The following is a 15,443-nucleotide window of genomic DNA, read 5'->3' as shown; positions in this document are numbered from 1 at the left end:
ACACCGGAGACCGTCGGCGGCTTTTGCGGCTTTTACTGCTTTTGACGGTGCCGTTCCGGCTGTCCGGCGGGGCGTACGCCCGGCTGTCCGCCGGGCGGTCAGGTCGACCACCCGGCCGTGCCGGCTGGTCGCGGCCAGCGCCGCGCCGAACAGCAGCAGCTGGTTGAGCAGGTAGAGATAGATCAGCAACCCGACCGCGCCGGCCACCACGGTGTACGCGGGATTGCGCTCGAACCTGCCGACGTAGAACCGCCCGGCGGTGTTCAACACGGTCAGCCCGAACGCCACCACGACAATCGGGGCGACCAGCCGCCGGGCGGACATCCGCAGCCGGGGCACCGCGACCAGCAGCGCCGCGGCGAGCACCAGGTTGATCACGAAGGCGAGCAGCACGCTCGCGACGGCCGCGGCGACCGAGCTCTCGCCGAGCAGCCAACCCAGCAGCGACCGCAGCGCGTCGACCGCGCCGACCGAAACGCCGATCAGCAGGAACACCCCGACGAGTACGGCCAGGTCGACGACCTGCCGTACGCCGAAGAAGCCGGGCTGCTGGTCGAGCTGGTAGACCAACCGCTGCGAGGAGCGGATCGCCTCCACCCAGCCGATGCCGGTCAACCCGAGCAGCACCAGGCCGACGACACCGACCTGGCCACTGTTGCGTTGAATCTCGTCCAGGTCCAGGAACGGCAGGTTCTGCAGCAGGAAGTCGGCGACCGCCGCGCTGACCTCGGCGTTGGCCTCCACCAGGGCGCCGAACACCCAGTACGCGACCAGACCGAGGGCGAAGACGGCGAAGAACCCGTAGTACGCGATCGCGGCGGCCAGCCGCCCGCCCAGCACCTGGTTGTAGCGTTCGACCGCCCGCCAGAGGTGGTCCAGGCGCGGGTACCGCCGCCGGGACCGGTCCAGGGCCCACTGGGTGCCGGACCAGGCCCGGTCGAATACGTTCACCCCGTCATCCTGGTGCACCGGGGCAGCGTCAGGTGGTCAGCCGGGCGGGCACCGCGAGCGGTCAGCCGCCGGGTGGTCAGCCGCCGAGTGGAAAATCCCGGTGCGGCCGCCACCGCCCCTCACCGCTGTGCGAGAAGAGCGTGAACGAGTCGACCTCGAACTGTGCCTCGAAGCCGGCCAGGTCGTCGTAGACCTTGTCCATCGCATCGGTTGGCACGTCCTGGGCGACGGTCACGTGCGGGTGGTACGCGAAGCGGCTTTCCCGGACGAGCTGGTCGGCGGTGCCGATCGCCGAGGCCAGCAGCTCGCACTCGCTGATCCCCGCCGCCACCGCGACGAAGACCACCTCGGTGATCGGCCGGAACGTCCCGGTTCCGCGCAGGTGCAGCGGGTACGGCGGGTGCGCGGCGGCCACCGCCGCCAGGTGCGCCTCCACCTCGGCCAACTGATCTTCGACGATGTCGGTCGGGCCGAGCAGGGTGATGTGCGCGGGCACGTACTCGGCGGCCGGGTCGCCGGCCTCGGCCCGGCGACGGGTCAGCTCTTCGCCCCAGGGCTGCGGGATGTCGATGGCGACGCCGATCCGCACCTGACCGGGAGCTGGTCGCGCGCCGATGACGGACACTGTCAGACAGTCCCCGCGGGTGCCAGGAAGCCGACCCGGTCGTACACGGCGGCGAGCGTCGCGGCCGCCACCGCCTCGGCCTTACCCGCGCCGATCGCCAGCACCTTGTCCAGCTGGGCCGGGTCGTCGAGGTAGCCGCGGGTGCGCTCCTGGATCGGCCGGACGAACTCCACCACCACCTCCGCCAGGTCCTTCTTCAGGTCACCGTAGCCCTTGCCCTGGTACGCGGCGGTCAGCTCGTCGAGCGTCCGGCCGCTGAGCGCGGCGTAGATGGTGAGCAGGTTGCTGATGCCGGGCTTGCTCTCCGGATCGTAGATGATCTCGCGGCCGGTGTCGGTGACCGCCGAGCGGATCTTCTTGGCCGATTTCGCCGGATCGTCCAGCAGGTCGATGATGCCGGCCGGGGAGGACGACGACTTGGACATCTTGGCGGTCGGGTCCTGCAGGTCGACGATCTTGGCAGTGTCCCGCACGATGTACGGGGCCGGCACGGTGAAGGTGGCGCCGAACCGGGTGTTGAACCGCTGCGCCAGGTCCCGGGTGAGTTCCAGGTGCTGCCGCTGGTCCTCGCCGACCGGGACCGCGTCGGCCTGGTAGAGCAGGATGTCGGCGGCCTGCAGCACCGGGTAGGTGAACAGCCCGACGCTGGCCCGCTCGGCGCCCTGCTTGGCGGACTTGTCCTTGAACTGGGTCATCCGGCTCGCCTCGCCGAACCCGGTGATGCAGCCCATCACCCAGGCAAGCTGGGCGTGCTGCGGCACCTGGGACTGGACGAACAGGGTGCACCGGCCCGGGTCGAGACCGGCGGCGAGCAGCTGGGCGGCGGCCACCCGGGTCCGCTGGCGCAGCACCTGCGGGTCGTGGCCGGCGGTGATCGCGTGCAGGTCGACCACGCAGTAGAAGGTGTCGTGGCTGTCCTGCATCGCCACCCAGTTGCGCACCGCGCCGAGGTAGTTGCCGAGGTGGAACGAGTCGGCGGTGGGCTGGATGCCGGAGAGCACCCGGGGGCGGGAGGCGGGCTCGGACATGTCGACAATTCTGACAGCACCGGTGGATCGATGTCTCGCCGGTATCCGACCGGCCGCCGCCGGTCGGCAATGTTCGACTCTGTTGGATTTACCCGTCACCACTGTTGATTCCTGGCCGGGTGTGATGGAATCTTCTCCGGACGACCGGCGCCGTGAAGGGACATCGACAAGTGACACTCCCGGTAGCCGACGGCGGCGCACGCGGCAGCGACGCGGAGCCGGTCACCCGCCGCGCCCACGACGGCTTCCAGCAGCGGTACGGCGTACCGCCGGCCGGCGTGTGGGCGGCACCCGGACGGGTCAACCTGATCGGCGAACACACCGACTACAACGACGGCTTCGTGCTGCCGTTCGCCCTACCGCACCGCACCGTCGTCGCGGCCGGTCCGGCAGAGGCAGCCGTAGAGGCCGGTCCGGCAGAGCCAGCCGGAGAGGCAGAGCCCGGCTGGACCGTCTGGTCGGAGCAGTCCGGCGAGGAGATCGCGTTCGGCGTCGCCGACGCGGACCGGCCCGGCGCGGTCGACGGCTGGGGCGGCTACGTCGCCGGCGTCGTGTGGGCGCTGCGCGACGCCGGATACCCCGTACCGGCCGCCCGGTTGGCCATCGCGTCCGACGTACCGCTCGGCGCCGGCCTGTCGTCGTCGGCGGCACTGGAGGCCGCAGTGCTGACCGCCCTGACCGACCTCGGCGGCATCGGCACCGACCGGCTGCCGGTGGACCGGCGGCCGGCGCTGGCCCAGCGGGCGGAGAACGGCTACGCCGGCGTGCCCTGCGGGATCATGGACCAGTCGGCGTCGATCCGTTGCCGGGCCGGGCACGCACTGTTCCTGGACTGCCGGTCGCTCGACGTCGAGCACGTCCCGTTCGACCTGGCCGAAGCCGGGCTGGCCGTCCTGGTGATCGACACCCGGGCCCCGCACCGGCACGTCTCCGGTGAGTACGCCGCCCGGCGGGGCGCCTGCGAGCGGGCGGCCCGGCTGCTCGGCGTACCGGCACTGCGCGACGTTCCGGCCGACGACCTGCCGGCCGCCCTGGACCGGCTGCCGGACGACCCGACGCGCCGCCGGGTCCGGCACGTGGTCACCGAGAACCACCGGGTCCGTGAGACGGTGACGCTGCTGCGGTCCGGCCGGATCCGGGAGATCGGTCCACTGCTGACCGCCTCGCACGCGTCGATGCGTGACGACTTCGAGATCACCGTCCCGGAGGTGGACGTCGCGGTGACCGCAGCGCTGGCCGGCGGCGCGTACGGTGCCCGGATGACCGGCGGCGGCTTCGGTGGTTGCGTGTTGGCACTGGTCGATGCGGATGCCGCCGACCGGGTCGCGGCCACAGTGGGCGCGGCGTACGCCGGCCACGGTTTCCCGCCGCCGACATTCTTCACCGCCCTGCCCTGCGCGGGAGCCGAACGGATCCACTAACCTCGCCGCGACACATTAGACCAGCGGCGGCGGAGGTGCCCGTGGTGCAGGAGATGACCGACCGGCCGGCGGAGGACACCCCGTTCCTGGTCCGGATCGACGGACGCCGGTTCCTGATCTGGGCCGGCGGGCTGGCCGCCGTCTGCTGGTTGCTGGCCGGTGGGCTGCTCGGCGGGTTGGCGTACCTGGTCGCGAGGGAGGCGGCGGTCGGCCGTTCGGCGACGATGGCGCTGGCCGGCCTGCCGGTGCTGCTGCTCGGCGGGTTGCTGGCCGCGACGGTGACCATGTGGCACGGCCGGTTCACCGGCCGTGGCCCGGTGCTGGCCGCCGACCGGACCGGGGTCTGGGTGGCGAACGGCAGTTTCCGCGCCAACCCGGTCTGGCTGCCGTGGGACGCGGTGTCGGCGGTGCAGGTCCGCCGGACCGGGATCGAGGATCTGATCTTCATCGACGCGCAGACGCCGCACCCGGCGGTGCCGCCGGGTGCCCGGCTGATGGTGCCGACCATGCTGCTGGACTGCGGCAGCACCCAGATCGTGGCCGCGCTCGGCGCGCTGGCCGCCGGCCGGGCCCCGGTCTACGGACGCTGGTGAACTCAGCCGGCGCTGGTGACTCGGCCGCAGGGTCGGGCCCGCCGGTGACAGCGGACCCGACCCGTCAGCCCAGGATCAGCCGGCTTCGATGATCATGCCGGCGGCGGCGGTCCGGTTCGTCGACTCGTCGATCAGGATGAACCCGCCGGTGGTCCGGTTGCGCCGGTACTCGTCGGTGAGCAGCGGGACCGTGGTCCGGAAGGTGACCCGACCGATGTCGTTGAGGCCGAGCTGGCTGGCCGACTCGTCGCGGTGCAACGTGTTGACGTCCAGCCGGTACTGCACGCCACGGACCACGGCGCGGGCGCCGCGGGTGGTGTGCTTGATGGCGTACTTGCCGCCCACCTGCAGCGGCCGCGTCTCGTCCATCCAGCAGATCATCGCCTCGACGTCCTGCGCCGGGGTGGGCGCGTTGTGCGGCCGGCAGATCAGGTCGCCCCGGGAGATGTCCAGCTCGTCGGTGAGCCGCACGGTCACCGACATCGGCGGGAACGCCTCGTCGACCGGGCCGTCGGCCGTCTCGATGCTGGCGATCGTGCTGGTCAGCCCGGACGGCAGCACCATCACCTCGTCGCCGGGCTTGAGCACCCCGGATGCGACCTGGCCGGCGTAGCCACGGTAGTCGGTGACGGTGGTCGACTGCGGCCGGATCACGTACTGCACCGGGAACCGCACGTCGACCAGGTTGCGGTCGGAGGCGATGTGCACATGCTCCAGGTGGTGCAGCAGCGACGGGCCTTCGTACCAGGGGCTGCGCTCGGAGCGGGTGGCGATGTTGTCGCCGTTCAACGCCGAGATCGGGATGACCGACAGGTCGGGCACCTCGAGCTTGGCGGCGAAGGTGGTGAACTCGTCGGCGATCGTCTCGTAGACCGACTGGTCCCAGTCGACCAGGTCCATCTTGTTGACGCAGAGCACCAGGTGCGGCACCCGCAGCAACGAGCAGAGGAACGCGTGTCGGCGGGACTGCTCGACCAGGCCCTTGCGGGCGTCGACCAGGATCAGCGCCAGATCGGCGGTGGAGGCACCGGTGACCATGTTGCGGGTGTACTGGGTGTGCCCGGGGGTGTCGGCGATGATGAACTTGCGCCGGGGGGTGGCGAAGTAGCGGTACGCCACGTCGATGGTGATGCCCTGCTCCCGCTCGGCGCGCAGGCCGTCGGTGAGCAGCGCCAGGTTGGTGTACTCGTCGCCCCGGGCCGCGCTGACCGCCTCGACCGCTTCCAGCTGGTCGGTGAAGAGCGACTTGGTGTCGTAGAGCAGCCGACCGATCAGGGTCGACTTGCCGTCGTCGACGCTGCCGGCGGTGGCGAACCGCAGCAGGTCCATGGCCCGGGTGGTGGGGGCGTCAGCCGTCACCGTCATCAGAAGTAGCCCTCCCGCTTGCGGTCTTCCATGGCGGCCTCACTGACCCGGTCGTCGCCCCGGGTGGCCCCGCGCTCGGTGATCCGGGTCGCGGCGACCTCGTCGATCACCTTCTCGACGGTGTCCGCCGGGGAGCGGACCGCCGCCGTGCAGGAGGCGTCGCCGACGGTGCGGTAGCGCACCTGCTCGATGAACGACGTCTCGCCGGAGCGGGGCTGGATGAACTCGTTGACGGCGTACAGCATGCCGTCGCGCTCGATCACCTCGCGCTCGTGGGCAAAGTAGATCGGCGGCAGCTCGATCCGCTCCCGGGCGATGTAGTGCCAGACGTCCAGCTCGGTCCAGTTGGACAGCGGGAAGACCCGGATCGACTCGCCCGGGTGGTGCCGGCCGTTGTACAGCGACCACAGCTCGGGGCGCTGGTTCTTCGGGTCCCACTGGCCGAACTCGTCGCGGAACGAGAAGACCCGCTCCTTGGCCCGGGCCTTCTCCTCGTCCCGGCGGGCCCCGCCGAACAGGGCGTCGAACCGGTACTTCTCGACCGCAGCCAGCAGCACCGGGGTCTGGATGCGGTTGCGCATCCCGTCCGGCGACTCGTGGACCAGCCCCGACTCGAGGGCTTCCGGCACGCTGGCGACGACCAGCTGCAGGCCGAGTTCGTCGACCCGGCGGTCGCGGTAGTCGAGCACCTCTTGGAAGTTGTGCCCGGTGTCGACGTGCATCACCGGGAACGGGATCCGGGCCGGGGCGAACGCCTTCTGCGCCAGCCGCAGCATGACGATCGAGTCCTTGCCGCCGGAGAAGAGCAGCACCGGCCGCTCCAGCTCGGCGACGACCTCGCGCATGACGAAGATGCTCTCCGCCTCCAGCGCGTCGAGGTGGGAGACGCGGTACGCGGTCGCGTTGGTCATCACACCCACCCCTGGTTGTGGGTCATCCGAAGCTTGGTCATCCGAATACCAGACCTTTCCGGTTGGCAAGCTGGAGATAGAGGGTCAGGATACCTGCAGATGCTGTCGCAACGCTGCGAGCAGTTTGCTGGCAAGATCTCGTCGGCAGACCACCAGATCTGGCAGCCGCGGGTTGGCCTCGTTGTACTGCAGCGCGGATCCGTCGATCCGGGAAGCGTGCAGACCGGTGGCGGTCGCCACGGCGACCGGCGCGGCCGAGTCCCACTCGTACTGGCCGCCGGCGTGCACGTAGGCGTCGGCGTCCCCGGCGATCACCGCGGCGATCTTGGCGCCGGCCGAGCCCATCGGCACCAGCTCGGCACCGAGCTGCTCGGCGAGCGCGGTGACGAAGGCGGGTGGCCGGCTGCGGCTGGCGGCCAACCGGATCGCGCCGCCGGCCGACGCCGCCGCCGGCATCGGCGGGTACGGCGGCGGGTGCTCGGTGCTGATCGTGCGGTGCTGGGCGGGCAGGCCCACCGCGCCGGCGACCAGCCGGTGCGGGGTGGAGCCGCTGCGGGACCAGAGCGCCACGTGCACCGCCCAGTCGGCGCGGCCCTCCTCGGAGAACTCCCGGGTGCCGTCGAGCGGGTCGATGATCCACACCCGGTCGGCGGTGAGCCGGGACGGCCCGGCGTCCGTCGAGGTGTCGGCGTCCGGGTCCGGCAGCGCCTGGCGGGCGCCGTCGTCCTCCTCCGACAGCACCGCGTCCGCCGGCCGCCAGCGGGCCAGTTCGGTACGGAGCAGGTCGTGGGAGACCTTGTCACCGGCCGCCTTGAGCGCGGTCGGGTCGGCGTACCCCAGCTCCTCACGGACCTGGAGCAGCGACTCGCCGGCGCGCCCGGCGAGCCATCGGGCGAATGCGGCATCGGTTACCGGCGGCGTGCTCATCTGGCTCCTCTCCTACCTGCCCGGCGGAAACCGGGCCGTCCACCCGGAATCCACGGGCGGTGTTCTGCCCGGTTCACGATCCAGCTGTCCCAGACGTAACGCCACAGCCGCCTCTCAGGTGCTGTGGTACGTGTTCTGGGCCCACTCGAGCCCTCGGACGACCACCGCTTCCACCAGGTCAGCGGCCCGATCGACGAGAAAGTCGAGTTCCTTGCGTTCAGTTGTCGAGAAATCTGACAAAACATAATCTGCTGGATCCTGTCGACCGGGCGGACGCCCGATCCCGAACCTGACCCGCAGGTACTCCTTGCTGCCGAGCGACCGGGACATGGAGCGCAACCCGTTGTGGCCACCCTCTCCACCGCCCTGCTTCACCCGCAGTCGACCGTAGTCGATGTCCAGCTCGTCGTGCACCGTGACGATCTGCTCGACCGGCACCTTGTAGAACTTCGCCAACGCGGCCACCGGGCCACCGGAAAGGTTCATGTACGTCAGCGGCTTCGCCAGCACCAGCTTCGGCCCGCCCAGGCCGAGCCGCCCCTCGCCGGACTCGGCCGCCGCCCGCCGGTGCCGGCTCAACCGCACGCCCAGCCGACCGGCGAGCAGGTCCGCGACCATGAACCCGACGTTGTGCCGGTTGCGGGCGTACTCCCGGCCCGGGTTGCCCAGCCCCACGACCAGCCACGGTGCCGTCTCCACCACACCTCCTGAAACGGATCAAGGCGTCACCGCTGCGGCAGGGCCGGCAGCGGGACGCCCGGATCGTCGAACGGCAGGTCAGACCGGCTGCTCGGCGGCGCCCTCGGCGACGGACTCCTCGGCTGCCTCCTCGCCGGTCTCCGTGTCGAGCTGGGCGGCGCTCGGCGCGGCGGAGACCACCACGAGCACGGTCGCCGGGTCGACGGTCAGCTCGACCCCGCCCGGCAGCTGGACGTCGCCGGCGGTGACGTGCGAGCCCGGCTCCAGACCCTCGATCGACACCTCCAGCGACTCCGGCACCCGGGTCGCCTCGGCGCTGACCGACAGCGTGTCGTGCTCGTGCATCACCAGGGTGCCCTTGGCCGGCTCGCCGACCAGCTGCACCGGGATGTCCACGGTGACCTTCTCGCCCCGGCGGACCAGCAGCAGGTCGACGTGCTCGAAGGTGTCCTTGACCGGGTCACGCTGGATCGCCTTGGTCAGCGCCAGCGCCTGGGTGCCATCGGTAATGTCGATGGCGAACAGCTGGTTGGCGCCGCCGTGCCGGATCGCGGCGGCGAACTCACGGGCGGGCAACGCGATGTGCTTGGGCTTCTCGCCGTGGCCGTACAGCACGGCGGGCACCTTGCCGGCCCGGCGGGTACGGCGGGCACCACCCTTACCGAACTCGGTGCGGGGCTCGGCGCTGATCTTTACCTCGGACACGGGAGTACTCCTGGAGTTTCGGCAGTGCGTGCGGGGGAACCTGATCCGGCTCCGGGGAGACGGATGCGATGTCGGCGGTGCCGGGCGAAGGGGCACGCTGGGCGCTCGTCCAACTGGGCAGTGCCCGGAGCACCGCGTCGATCACGGTGCTTCCGGGCGGCAGCGCTTCGTCAGCAGCGGCCCGCAGGGCACCCTCGCCGTGGCAACCGCACCAGTCTACCCGAGGCTGGTGAACTGGTTCAGGCAGTACCCCTTGTGTGGGCGGATCTTCCCGCGCGGGCGCGGGCCGTAGATCAGCTCAGCCCGCCGAACAGCGTCGTCACCGAGCCGTCGTCGAAGACTTCGCGGATCGCCCGGGCCAACAGCGGCGCGATGGACAGTACGGTGAGCTTGTCCAATTGTTTCTCCGCCGGCAGTGGCAGGGTGTTGGTCACCACCACCTCGCTGATCCGGCTGTTCTTCAACCGCTCGGTGGCCGGGTCGGACAGCAACGCGTGGGTGGCCGCGACCGCGATGTCCGACGCACCCGCGTCGTAGAGGATCTCCGCCGCCTTGGTGATCGTCCCACCGGTGTCGATCATGTCGTCGACGATCAGGCAGACCCGGCCCTCGACGTCACCGACCACCCGGTTCGCCACTACCTGGTTCGGCTTGAGCGGGTCCCGGGTCTTGTGGATGAAGGCCAGCGGGCAGCCGCCGAGCCGGTCGGTCCAGCGCTCGGCCACCCGGACCCGGCCGGAGTCCGGCGCGACCACGGTCATCGGCCGCCCGGCGAACCGGCTCTCGACGTAGCCGGCCAGGATGTCCATCGCGAAGAGGTGGTCGACCGGGCCGTCGAAGAAGCCCTGGATCTGTGCGGTGTGCAGATCGACGGTGAGGATCCGGTCCGCACCGGCGGTGCGCAGCAGGTCGGCGATCAGCCGGGCGGAGATCGGCTCCCGGCCGCGGTGCTTCTTGTCCTGACGCGAGTACGGGTAGAACGGCAGCACCACGGTGATCCGCTTGGCCGAGCCACGTTTCAGCGCGTCGATCATGATCAGGGTCTCCATCACCCAGCGGTTGACGCCGTGGGTGACCGACTGGACGACGAACGCGTCCGAGCCGCGGACCGACTCCTTGAACCGGACGAAGATCTCACCGTTGGAGAACTCGTACGAGTCGGACGGGGTGGGTGCGATGCCGAGCACTTCACCGATCTCCTCGGCGAGCTCGGGGAAACCCCGGCCGGTGAAAAGCATCAGGCTCTTGCGGTTCTCGGCGACGATGCTGCCCATCGAGACGTCTGCTCCCGTCAGGGTGGTTGCGGACGCCGACCTGGCTGGGCCGTACGCCGCTGGACTAGTCAGTCGCAGTATCTCCCGGAACCGGGTCGCCGGCACCGTGATGGTGGGCCGCTTCACCGTTGCCGGCCCCGACCTGCCCATTCCCGGCACCGGCCGTACCGGCCCCGGCGCGCTCCGCCGCCGCCGCGGCGGCGGTGCCCGGCCGGCGGGACTGCACCCAGCCGTCGACCGTGCGCTGCTGGGCCCGAGTGACGGCGAGCGCGCCGGGCGGCACGTCCCGGTTCACCACGCTGCCCGCCCCGACGTAGGCACCGGCGCCGATCTCGACCGGGGCGATCAGGCTGCTGTCACAGCCGACGAAGGCGGACTCCCCCACCGTGGTGTGACTCTTGTGCACCCCGTCGTAGTTGACGAAGATCGTCGCCGCGCCGATGTTGGCCCGGGCGCCGATCGTGGCGTCCCCGACGTAGCTCAGATGCGGCACCTTGGCGCCCGCGCCGATCTGCGACTTCTTCACCTCGACGAAGGTGCCGACCTTGGCCCGCTCGTCGAGCTGGGCGTCCGGGCGCAGATAGGCGTACGGGCCGACGCTCGCGCCGACGCCGATCCGGGCCTGCACGGCGTGCGAGCGCAGCACGGTCGCGCCCGCACCGACTGCGGTGTCGATCAATGTGACGTCCGGCCCGACGATGGCCTCGGCTCCGACCGTGCTGGTGCCGTACAGCTGGGTGTTCTGCTCGACGACGGCGTCGCGTTCCAGGTGCACCGTCACGTCGATCCAGGTGGTGGCCGGGTCGAGGATGCTCACCCCGGCGCGCATCCAGCCCTCGTTGACCCGGTCGGCGAGCAGCCGGCGCAACCGGGCCAGCTCCACCCGGTCGTTGCAGCCCAGCGTCTCGGTCACGTCGGCGGCGACGTGCACGCCGACCGGCGCTCCGGCGGCGGCGAGCAGACCGACGGCGTCGGTCAGGTACTCCTCGCCCTGGTCGTTGTCGGTGGTCAGCTTGCCGAGCGCGTCGCGCAGTCCGGCCGCGTCGAAGGCGTAGATCCCGGCGTTGATCTCGCGGATCCGGCGCTGCTCCGGGCTGGCGTCGCGCTCCTCGACGATGCGCTCCAGGCCGCCGGCCGGATCGCGGACGATCCGCCCCAGACCGGTCGGATCGGCGACCTCGGCGGTCAGTACGGTGGCGGCCGCGCCGGCCGACTCGTGCGCCTCGATCAGCTCGGCGACCGTCTCCGGACGCAGCAGCGGCACGTCGCCGTTGAGCACCACGACAGTTCCGGTGGCGTCGGGCGCGGCCGCCATCGCCAGCCGGACCGCGTGCCCGGTGCCGTGCTGCTCGGCCTGCAGCACCGGCACGGCCGCCGGGGCGATCTCCGACAGGTGCGCGGTGACCTGCTCGGCGCGGTGTCCGACGACGACCAGGGTGCGCTCGGCGGCGGCGGCCGCGGCAGCGGCGAGGACGTGCCCGACCAGGGTCCGGCCGAGCAGCGGGTGCAGCACCTTGGGTAGCGCCGACTTCATCCGCTTGCCTTCGCCGGCAGCGAGGACGACCACGGTACGGGACCGGGGCTGGATCACGAGAAATGCTCCCGTCAGAGCGGCGGCACACCTGCTTGACCTGGCACGACACCCAGCGTCACCGCCAGCGGTCTGGGTGTCGCGGGAAGCTCGGCCGCTAGGACTCGAACCTAGAATATCGGGACCAAAACCCGAGGTGTTGCCAATTACACCACGGCCGATCGTGCTACGGACACAGCCTAGCGTGCCGGGCGGATTCCGGCGTACTCCCATCGCCCGGCATGGGCGGGCCGGGCGGGCGCGCACACCGGCCCGGCTCGGGAACTCGGCCGTAGAAAACTACGGCTCCGTAGGTTACGGTGACGTAGGCGTAAGTTCCCGTTTCTTCACCGCTGGCCGCCGCACCGGCTGGAACGCCCCGGCGCACCGCGGTCGAACCGTCACCGCTGCGAGGTGCCATGTCAACCGCCCTACTCGAGCCGCCACAGACCAACCCCGGCCCCGCCCCCAAGCCGCTGACCGTCGGCAAACAGTCGATCGGTGTGCTGATCGCCCTCGGCGCCTTCGTGACCGTCCCGTTCCTGGCGCTGATCGCCGCCGTACCGGTCGCCTGGGGCGGCTGGCTGGGCTGGACCGACGTCATCATCGGGCTGGTCTTCTACGTGGTAGCCGGGCTGGGCATCACCGTCGGGTTCCACCGGTACTTCACCCACGGCTCGTTCAAGGCGAAGCGGTGGCTGCGGATCACCCTGGCGCTCGCCGGCTCGCTGGCGATCGAGGGCAACGTGATCCAGTGGGTCGCCGACCACCGCCGCCACCACGCCTTCAGCGACATCGAGGGTGACCCGCACTCCCCGTGGCGGTTCGGCACCAGCGTCTGGGGGCTGACCAAGGGCCTGCTCTACGCCCACGTCGGCTGGTTGTTCCACCGCGACCTGACCAACCAGGAGCGGTTCACCCCGGACCTGCTCGCCGACAAGGACATCCGCCGCATCGACCAGCTCTTCCCGGCGCTGGTCGTGTTCACCATGCTCGCCCCGGCGGCGATCGGCGGCCTGGCCACCTGGTCCTGGCAGGGTGCGCTGACCGCGTTCTTCTGGGCCGGCCTGGTCCGGGTGGCGCTGCTGCACCACATCACCTGGTCGATCAACTCGGTCTGCCACGTCTACGGGGAACGCCCCTTCGAGGTGCGGCAGGGCGACAAGGCGTCGAACTTCTGGCCGCTGGCCATCCTGAGCTTCGGCGAGAGCTGGCACAACCTGCACCATGCCGACCCGACCTGCGCCCGGCACGGCGTACTGCGCGGGCAGATCGACATCTCCGCCCGGGTGATCTGGCTGCTGGAGAAGACCGGTGCGGTCTCCAACGTCCGCTGGCCGAAGCCGGAACGGATCGCGGCCAAGCTGGTCAAGCCGGCTGGCTGAGCCGGACCGCAGCCGGTACGGCTACCCACCGGGTCGGTGCGGGCACCGGCCCGGTGGCCCGGCACTGGCAGGAGGAGCCAAGTGACGGACAACCCAACCACCAACGGTGACGCTTCACCGGGCGGCACACCGGCACCGCCACCACCACCGGCGGCACCGGCCAAATCGAACTCCCGGGTCCGTATGTCGGCCGCGCAACGCCGGGAGCAGCTGATCACCATCGGACGGCAGCTCTTCGCCGAGCGGGGGTTCGACGCCACTTCCATCGAGGAGGTCGCCTCCCGGGCGAAGGTCTCCAAGCCGGTGGTGTACGAGCACTTCGGCGGCAAGGAAGGGCTGTACGCGGTCGTGGTGGACCGGGAGGTCCGCGCCCTGCTCGACCGGATCACCAACGCGCTGACCGCCGGGCACCCACGTGAGTTGTTGGAGCAGGCCGCGTTGGCGTTGCTGGACTACATCGAGGCGGAGACGAACGGCTTCCGGGTGCTGGTCCGCGAGTCGCCGCTGCTGTCGGCCGCCGGCAACTTCTCCAGCGTGATGAACGACGTTGCGCACCAGGTGGAACACATCCTCGGTGCCGAATTCAAGAGCCGGGGGTACGACCCGAAGCTCGCCGAACTGTACTCCCAGGCGCTGGTCGGGATGGTCGCGCTGACCGGGCGCTGGTGGCTGGAGGTACGCAAGCCGCGCAAGGAGACGGTCGCCGCGCACCTGGTCAACCTGGCCTGGAACGGCCTGTCCCACCTGGAAGCGAAACCCACCCTGCTGACCCGGCGCCGCAACCACTGATCGCCGGGGTCGGGCCGTACCGGGTCGGCGTACGCTCACTGCCGGGCCTGCTCAGCAGGTCGGTGCGCGCCGCGCCGGTAGCGTTCCTCGTCGCCGGCCGCCTCGGCCGGCCCCACCTTGTCGTACAGGCCGGTGGCCAGGAAGATCAGACCGAAGATCAGCGACACGATCACGGTCGACATCGAGAAGTTCAGGAAGTTGGCGTCGGTCTGCAGCAGGGCCATCATCAGCAGGCCGGTGACCATGAAGACCACCGCGATGGTGAGGTTGGCGAGGTGCCCGGCCCGGCCGCCGATGATCGCCCCGATCAGGATCAGCCCGCCGTAGACGATCGAGGAGATCGAGAACGCGAGGTTGGTGCGCAGCCCGAGCACCCAGACGTCGTCCCGGGCGAACAGCGGATCACCCCAGGTGGCGACCGTTCCGGCGATGCCGAAGATCAGCACGTACAGGCCGGTCAGCCCGGCGATCGTCCGGTAGACCGGCCGCAGCGGGTGGTTGACCGGAATGTGCGCCATGGCTGCCGCTCCTGTCGCCGACCCAGGCCCGCGTCGCGGCGACGCGGGCGTCATTCCCCGGATTCTCCCGCCGCGGGCGGGTGGCGCGCAGCCGAACCGACCGGTAGGCGGCTACGGGATCAGCCGGCCCCGCCGCCCGATCAGCGACCCCGGACCAGAGCACCGGTCCAGGTCACAGCACCAGCCGACCGTCCCGCCACGCCTGGGCCTCCTGCTCGGTGCCGATCCGGCCGTACATGGCGGCCATCAGCAGCACCAGGCCGACGATCATCACGACCAGGCAGGTGCTCACCGTGAAGTTGAGGAAGTTGGCGTCGGTGCGCAGCACCGCCAGTTCGGCCAGGCTCAACGCCATCAGGCCGTACGCCAGCACCTTGTTGATCGCCGTGTCGATGTTGCGGCCGAACCCTACGCCGGCCAGCACGGCCACGCCCAGCACCAGGCACAGCCCGGAGAAGCCGAGGTTGGCGCCCTGGCCGAGCACCCGGCTGTCGTTCTGTGCGAAGAGGGCGTCGCCGCTGGTGACGATGATCCCGACGACACCGAAGATCACCAAGTAGAGGCCGGTCAGCGCGGCGACCGCCCGGTAGATCGGCCGGGCGGGGTGGTTGACGGGGGTGTGCATGGGGTCTGCTCCAACGCCGACGGGGGTGGTCGCCGACGATTGTCGCTCATCGCCCGC

The 15,443-nt window shown here is 70.8% G+C and carries 15 protein-coding genes, 1 tRNA gene and 1 pseudogene; 4 read left to right on the top strand and 13 right to left on the bottom strand.

All coding sequences use genetic code 11. The features are described from left to right. Positions 1 to 36: 36 nt before the first annotated feature. The 3 genes and pseudogenes from O7610_RS26935 to trpS all read right to left on the bottom strand — a co-directional run. Positions 37 to 951: pseudogene (locus tag O7610_RS26935) on the bottom strand (YhjD/YihY/BrkB family envelope integrity protein); the annotation flags it as partial. 76 nt (positions 952 to 1,027) lie between these two features. Beyond that, entirely contained in the window at positions 1,028 to 1,576 is a 549-nt protein-coding gene (locus O7610_RS26930; protein WP_281553161.1) for a 2'-5' RNA ligase family protein, read from the bottom strand. Between the two features lie 2 nt (positions 1,577 to 1,578). Then, the gene (trpS, locus tag O7610_RS26925; protein ID WP_281567121.1) at positions 1,579 to 2,604 is read right to left on the bottom strand and encodes a tryptophan--tRNA ligase; all 1,026 of its coding nucleotides are present in this window, start codon (positions 2,602 to 2,604) and stop codon (positions 1,579 to 1,581) included. A 170-nt stretch (positions 2,605 to 2,774) separates the two neighbouring features. Between trpS and galK the strand changes: the two genes are divergently transcribed. Together galK and O7610_RS26915 are read left to right on the top strand one after the other, a co-directional pair. Further along, on the top strand, positions 2,775 to 4,025 hold the full coding sequence (gene galK / locus O7610_RS26920; RefSeq protein ID WP_281553159.1) for a galactokinase: 1,251 nt from the start codon (positions 2,775 to 2,777) through the stop codon (positions 4,023 to 4,025). A gap of 44 nt (positions 4,026 to 4,069) precedes the next feature. Then, complete coding sequence (locus tag O7610_RS26915; protein WP_289212125.1) at positions 4,070 to 4,618, top strand: hypothetical protein; 549 nt, start codon at positions 4,070 to 4,072, stop codon at positions 4,616 to 4,618. Between the two features lie 75 nt (positions 4,619 to 4,693). Here the strand turns inward: O7610_RS26915 and O7610_RS26910 are convergent, their stop codons facing one another. The 8 genes from O7610_RS26910 to O7610_RS26875 all read right to left on the bottom strand — a co-directional run bounded on the left by O7610_RS26910 (position 4,694) and on the right by O7610_RS26875 (position 12,251). Further along, positions 4,694 to 5,983 (bottom strand): sulfate adenylyltransferase subunit 1, encoded by a 1,290-nt coding sequence (locus O7610_RS26910; protein WP_289212124.1) that lies wholly within the window; start codon positions 5,981 to 5,983, stop codon positions 4,694 to 4,696. Next, a complete protein-coding gene (cysD, locus tag O7610_RS26905) occupies positions 5,983 to 6,894 on the bottom strand; it encodes a sulfate adenylyltransferase subunit CysD (RefSeq protein ID WP_281553156.1) in 912 nt (303 codons plus the stop codon). Before cysD ends, O7610_RS26910 begins: the two co-directional genes overlap by 1 nt. Before the next feature lie 84 nt (positions 6,895 to 6,978). Next, positions 6,979 to 7,821: a 3'(2'),5'-bisphosphate nucleotidase CysQ gene (locus O7610_RS26900; protein WP_289212123.1), complete on the bottom strand. Its 843-nt coding sequence runs from the start codon at positions 7,819 to 7,821 to the stop codon at positions 6,979 to 6,981. Positions 7,822 to 7,935: 114 nt separating this feature from the next. Next, a complete protein-coding gene (gene pth, locus O7610_RS26895; RefSeq protein WP_281553154.1) occupies positions 7,936 to 8,523 on the bottom strand; it encodes an aminoacyl-tRNA hydrolase in 588 nt (195 codons plus the stop codon). Between the two features lie 75 nt (positions 8,524 to 8,598). After that, positions 8,599 to 9,225 carry a 50S ribosomal protein L25/general stress protein Ctc gene (locus O7610_RS26890; protein ID WP_289212122.1) on the bottom strand — a complete coding sequence of 209 codons (627 nt, stop codon included), beginning with the start codon at positions 9,223 to 9,225 and terminating at the stop codon, positions 8,599 to 8,601. 293 nt (positions 9,226 to 9,518) lie between these two features. After that, complete coding sequence (locus O7610_RS26885; RefSeq protein WP_281553152.1) at positions 9,519 to 10,499, bottom strand: ribose-phosphate diphosphokinase; 981 nt, start codon at positions 10,497 to 10,499, stop codon at positions 9,519 to 9,521. A gap of 64 nt (positions 10,500 to 10,563) precedes the next feature. Further along, entirely contained in the window at positions 10,564 to 12,090 is a 1,527-nt protein-coding gene (gene glmU, locus O7610_RS26880) for a bifunctional UDP-N-acetylglucosamine diphosphorylase/glucosamine-1-phosphate N-acetyltransferase GlmU (protein WP_348650012.1), read from the bottom strand. 89 nt (positions 12,091 to 12,179) lie between these two features. Next, a tRNA-Gln gene (locus O7610_RS26875) sits at positions 12,180 to 12,251 on the bottom strand. Positions 12,252 to 12,488: 237 nt separating this feature from the next. On the opposite strand from O7610_RS26875, the gene O7610_RS26870 reads away from it, so the two are divergent. Then, the gene (locus tag O7610_RS26870; RefSeq protein WP_281553151.1) at positions 12,489 to 13,454 is read left to right on the top strand and encodes an acyl-CoA desaturase; all 966 of its coding nucleotides are present in this window, start codon (positions 12,489 to 12,491) and stop codon (positions 13,452 to 13,454) included. Between the two features lie 183 nt (positions 13,455 to 13,637). Then, a complete protein-coding gene (locus O7610_RS26865) occupies positions 13,638 to 14,243 on the top strand; it encodes a TetR/AcrR family transcriptional regulator (RefSeq protein ID WP_281555416.1) in 606 nt (201 codons plus the stop codon). A gap of 35 nt (positions 14,244 to 14,278) precedes the next feature. Here the strand turns inward: O7610_RS26865 and O7610_RS26860 are convergent, their stop codons facing one another. Both O7610_RS26860 and O7610_RS26855 read right to left on the bottom strand, forming a co-directional pair. After that, positions 14,279 to 14,761 carry a DUF4383 domain-containing protein gene (locus O7610_RS26860; protein ID WP_281553150.1) on the bottom strand — a complete coding sequence of 161 codons (483 nt, stop codon included), beginning with the start codon at positions 14,759 to 14,761 and terminating at the stop codon, positions 14,279 to 14,281. Positions 14,762 to 14,933: 172 nt separating this feature from the next. After that, positions 14,934 to 15,386, bottom strand: a complete 453-nt coding sequence (locus O7610_RS26855; protein WP_281553149.1) for a DUF4383 domain-containing protein — start codon at positions 15,384 to 15,386, stop codon at positions 14,934 to 14,936. Between the last annotated feature and the right edge of the window lie 57 nt (positions 15,387 to 15,443).

The organism is Solwaraspora sp. WMMA2065 (assembly GCF_030345075.1).
Taxonomy (GTDB): Bacteria; Actinomycetota; Actinomycetes; order Mycobacteriales; family Micromonosporaceae; genus Micromonospora_E.
The sequence above is the reverse complement of the archived record's forward strand: the minus strand, read 5'-3'. Positions and strand labels throughout refer to the sequence as shown.

Excerpts from the sequence above, each read along its gene's own strand:
- trpS (WP_281567121.1), bottom strand. The coding sequence starts at position 2,604 with ATGTCCGAGCCCGCCTCCCGCCCCCGGGTGCTCTCCGGCATCCAGCCC.
- O7610_RS26910 (WP_289212124.1), bottom strand. The coding sequence starts at position 5,983 with ATGACGGTGACGGCTGACGCCCCCACCACCCGGGCCATGGACCTGCTG.
- cysD (WP_281553156.1), bottom strand. The coding sequence starts at position 6,894 with ATGACCAACGCGACCGCGTACCGCGTCTCCCACCTCGACGCGCTGGAG.
- O7610_RS26900 (WP_289212123.1), bottom strand. The coding sequence starts at position 7,821 with ATGAGCACGCCGCCGGTAACCGATGCCGCATTCGCCCGATGGCTCGCC.
- O7610_RS26885 (WP_281553152.1), bottom strand. The coding sequence starts at position 10,499 with ATGGGCAGCATCGTCGCCGAGAACCGCAAGAGCCTGATGCTTTTCACC.
- O7610_RS26870 (WP_281553151.1), top strand. The coding sequence starts at position 12,489 with ATGTCAACCGCCCTACTCGAGCCGCCACAGACCAACCCCGGCCCCGCC.
- O7610_RS26865 (WP_281555416.1), top strand. The coding sequence starts at position 13,638 with ATGTCGGCCGCGCAACGCCGGGAGCAGCTGATCACCATCGGACGGCAG.
- O7610_RS26860 (WP_281553150.1), bottom strand. The coding sequence starts at position 14,761 with ATGGCGCACATTCCGGTCAACCACCCGCTGCGGCCGGTCTACCGGACG.
- O7610_RS26855 (WP_281553149.1), bottom strand. The coding sequence starts at position 15,386 with ATGCACACCCCCGTCAACCACCCCGCCCGGCCGATCTACCGGGCGGTC.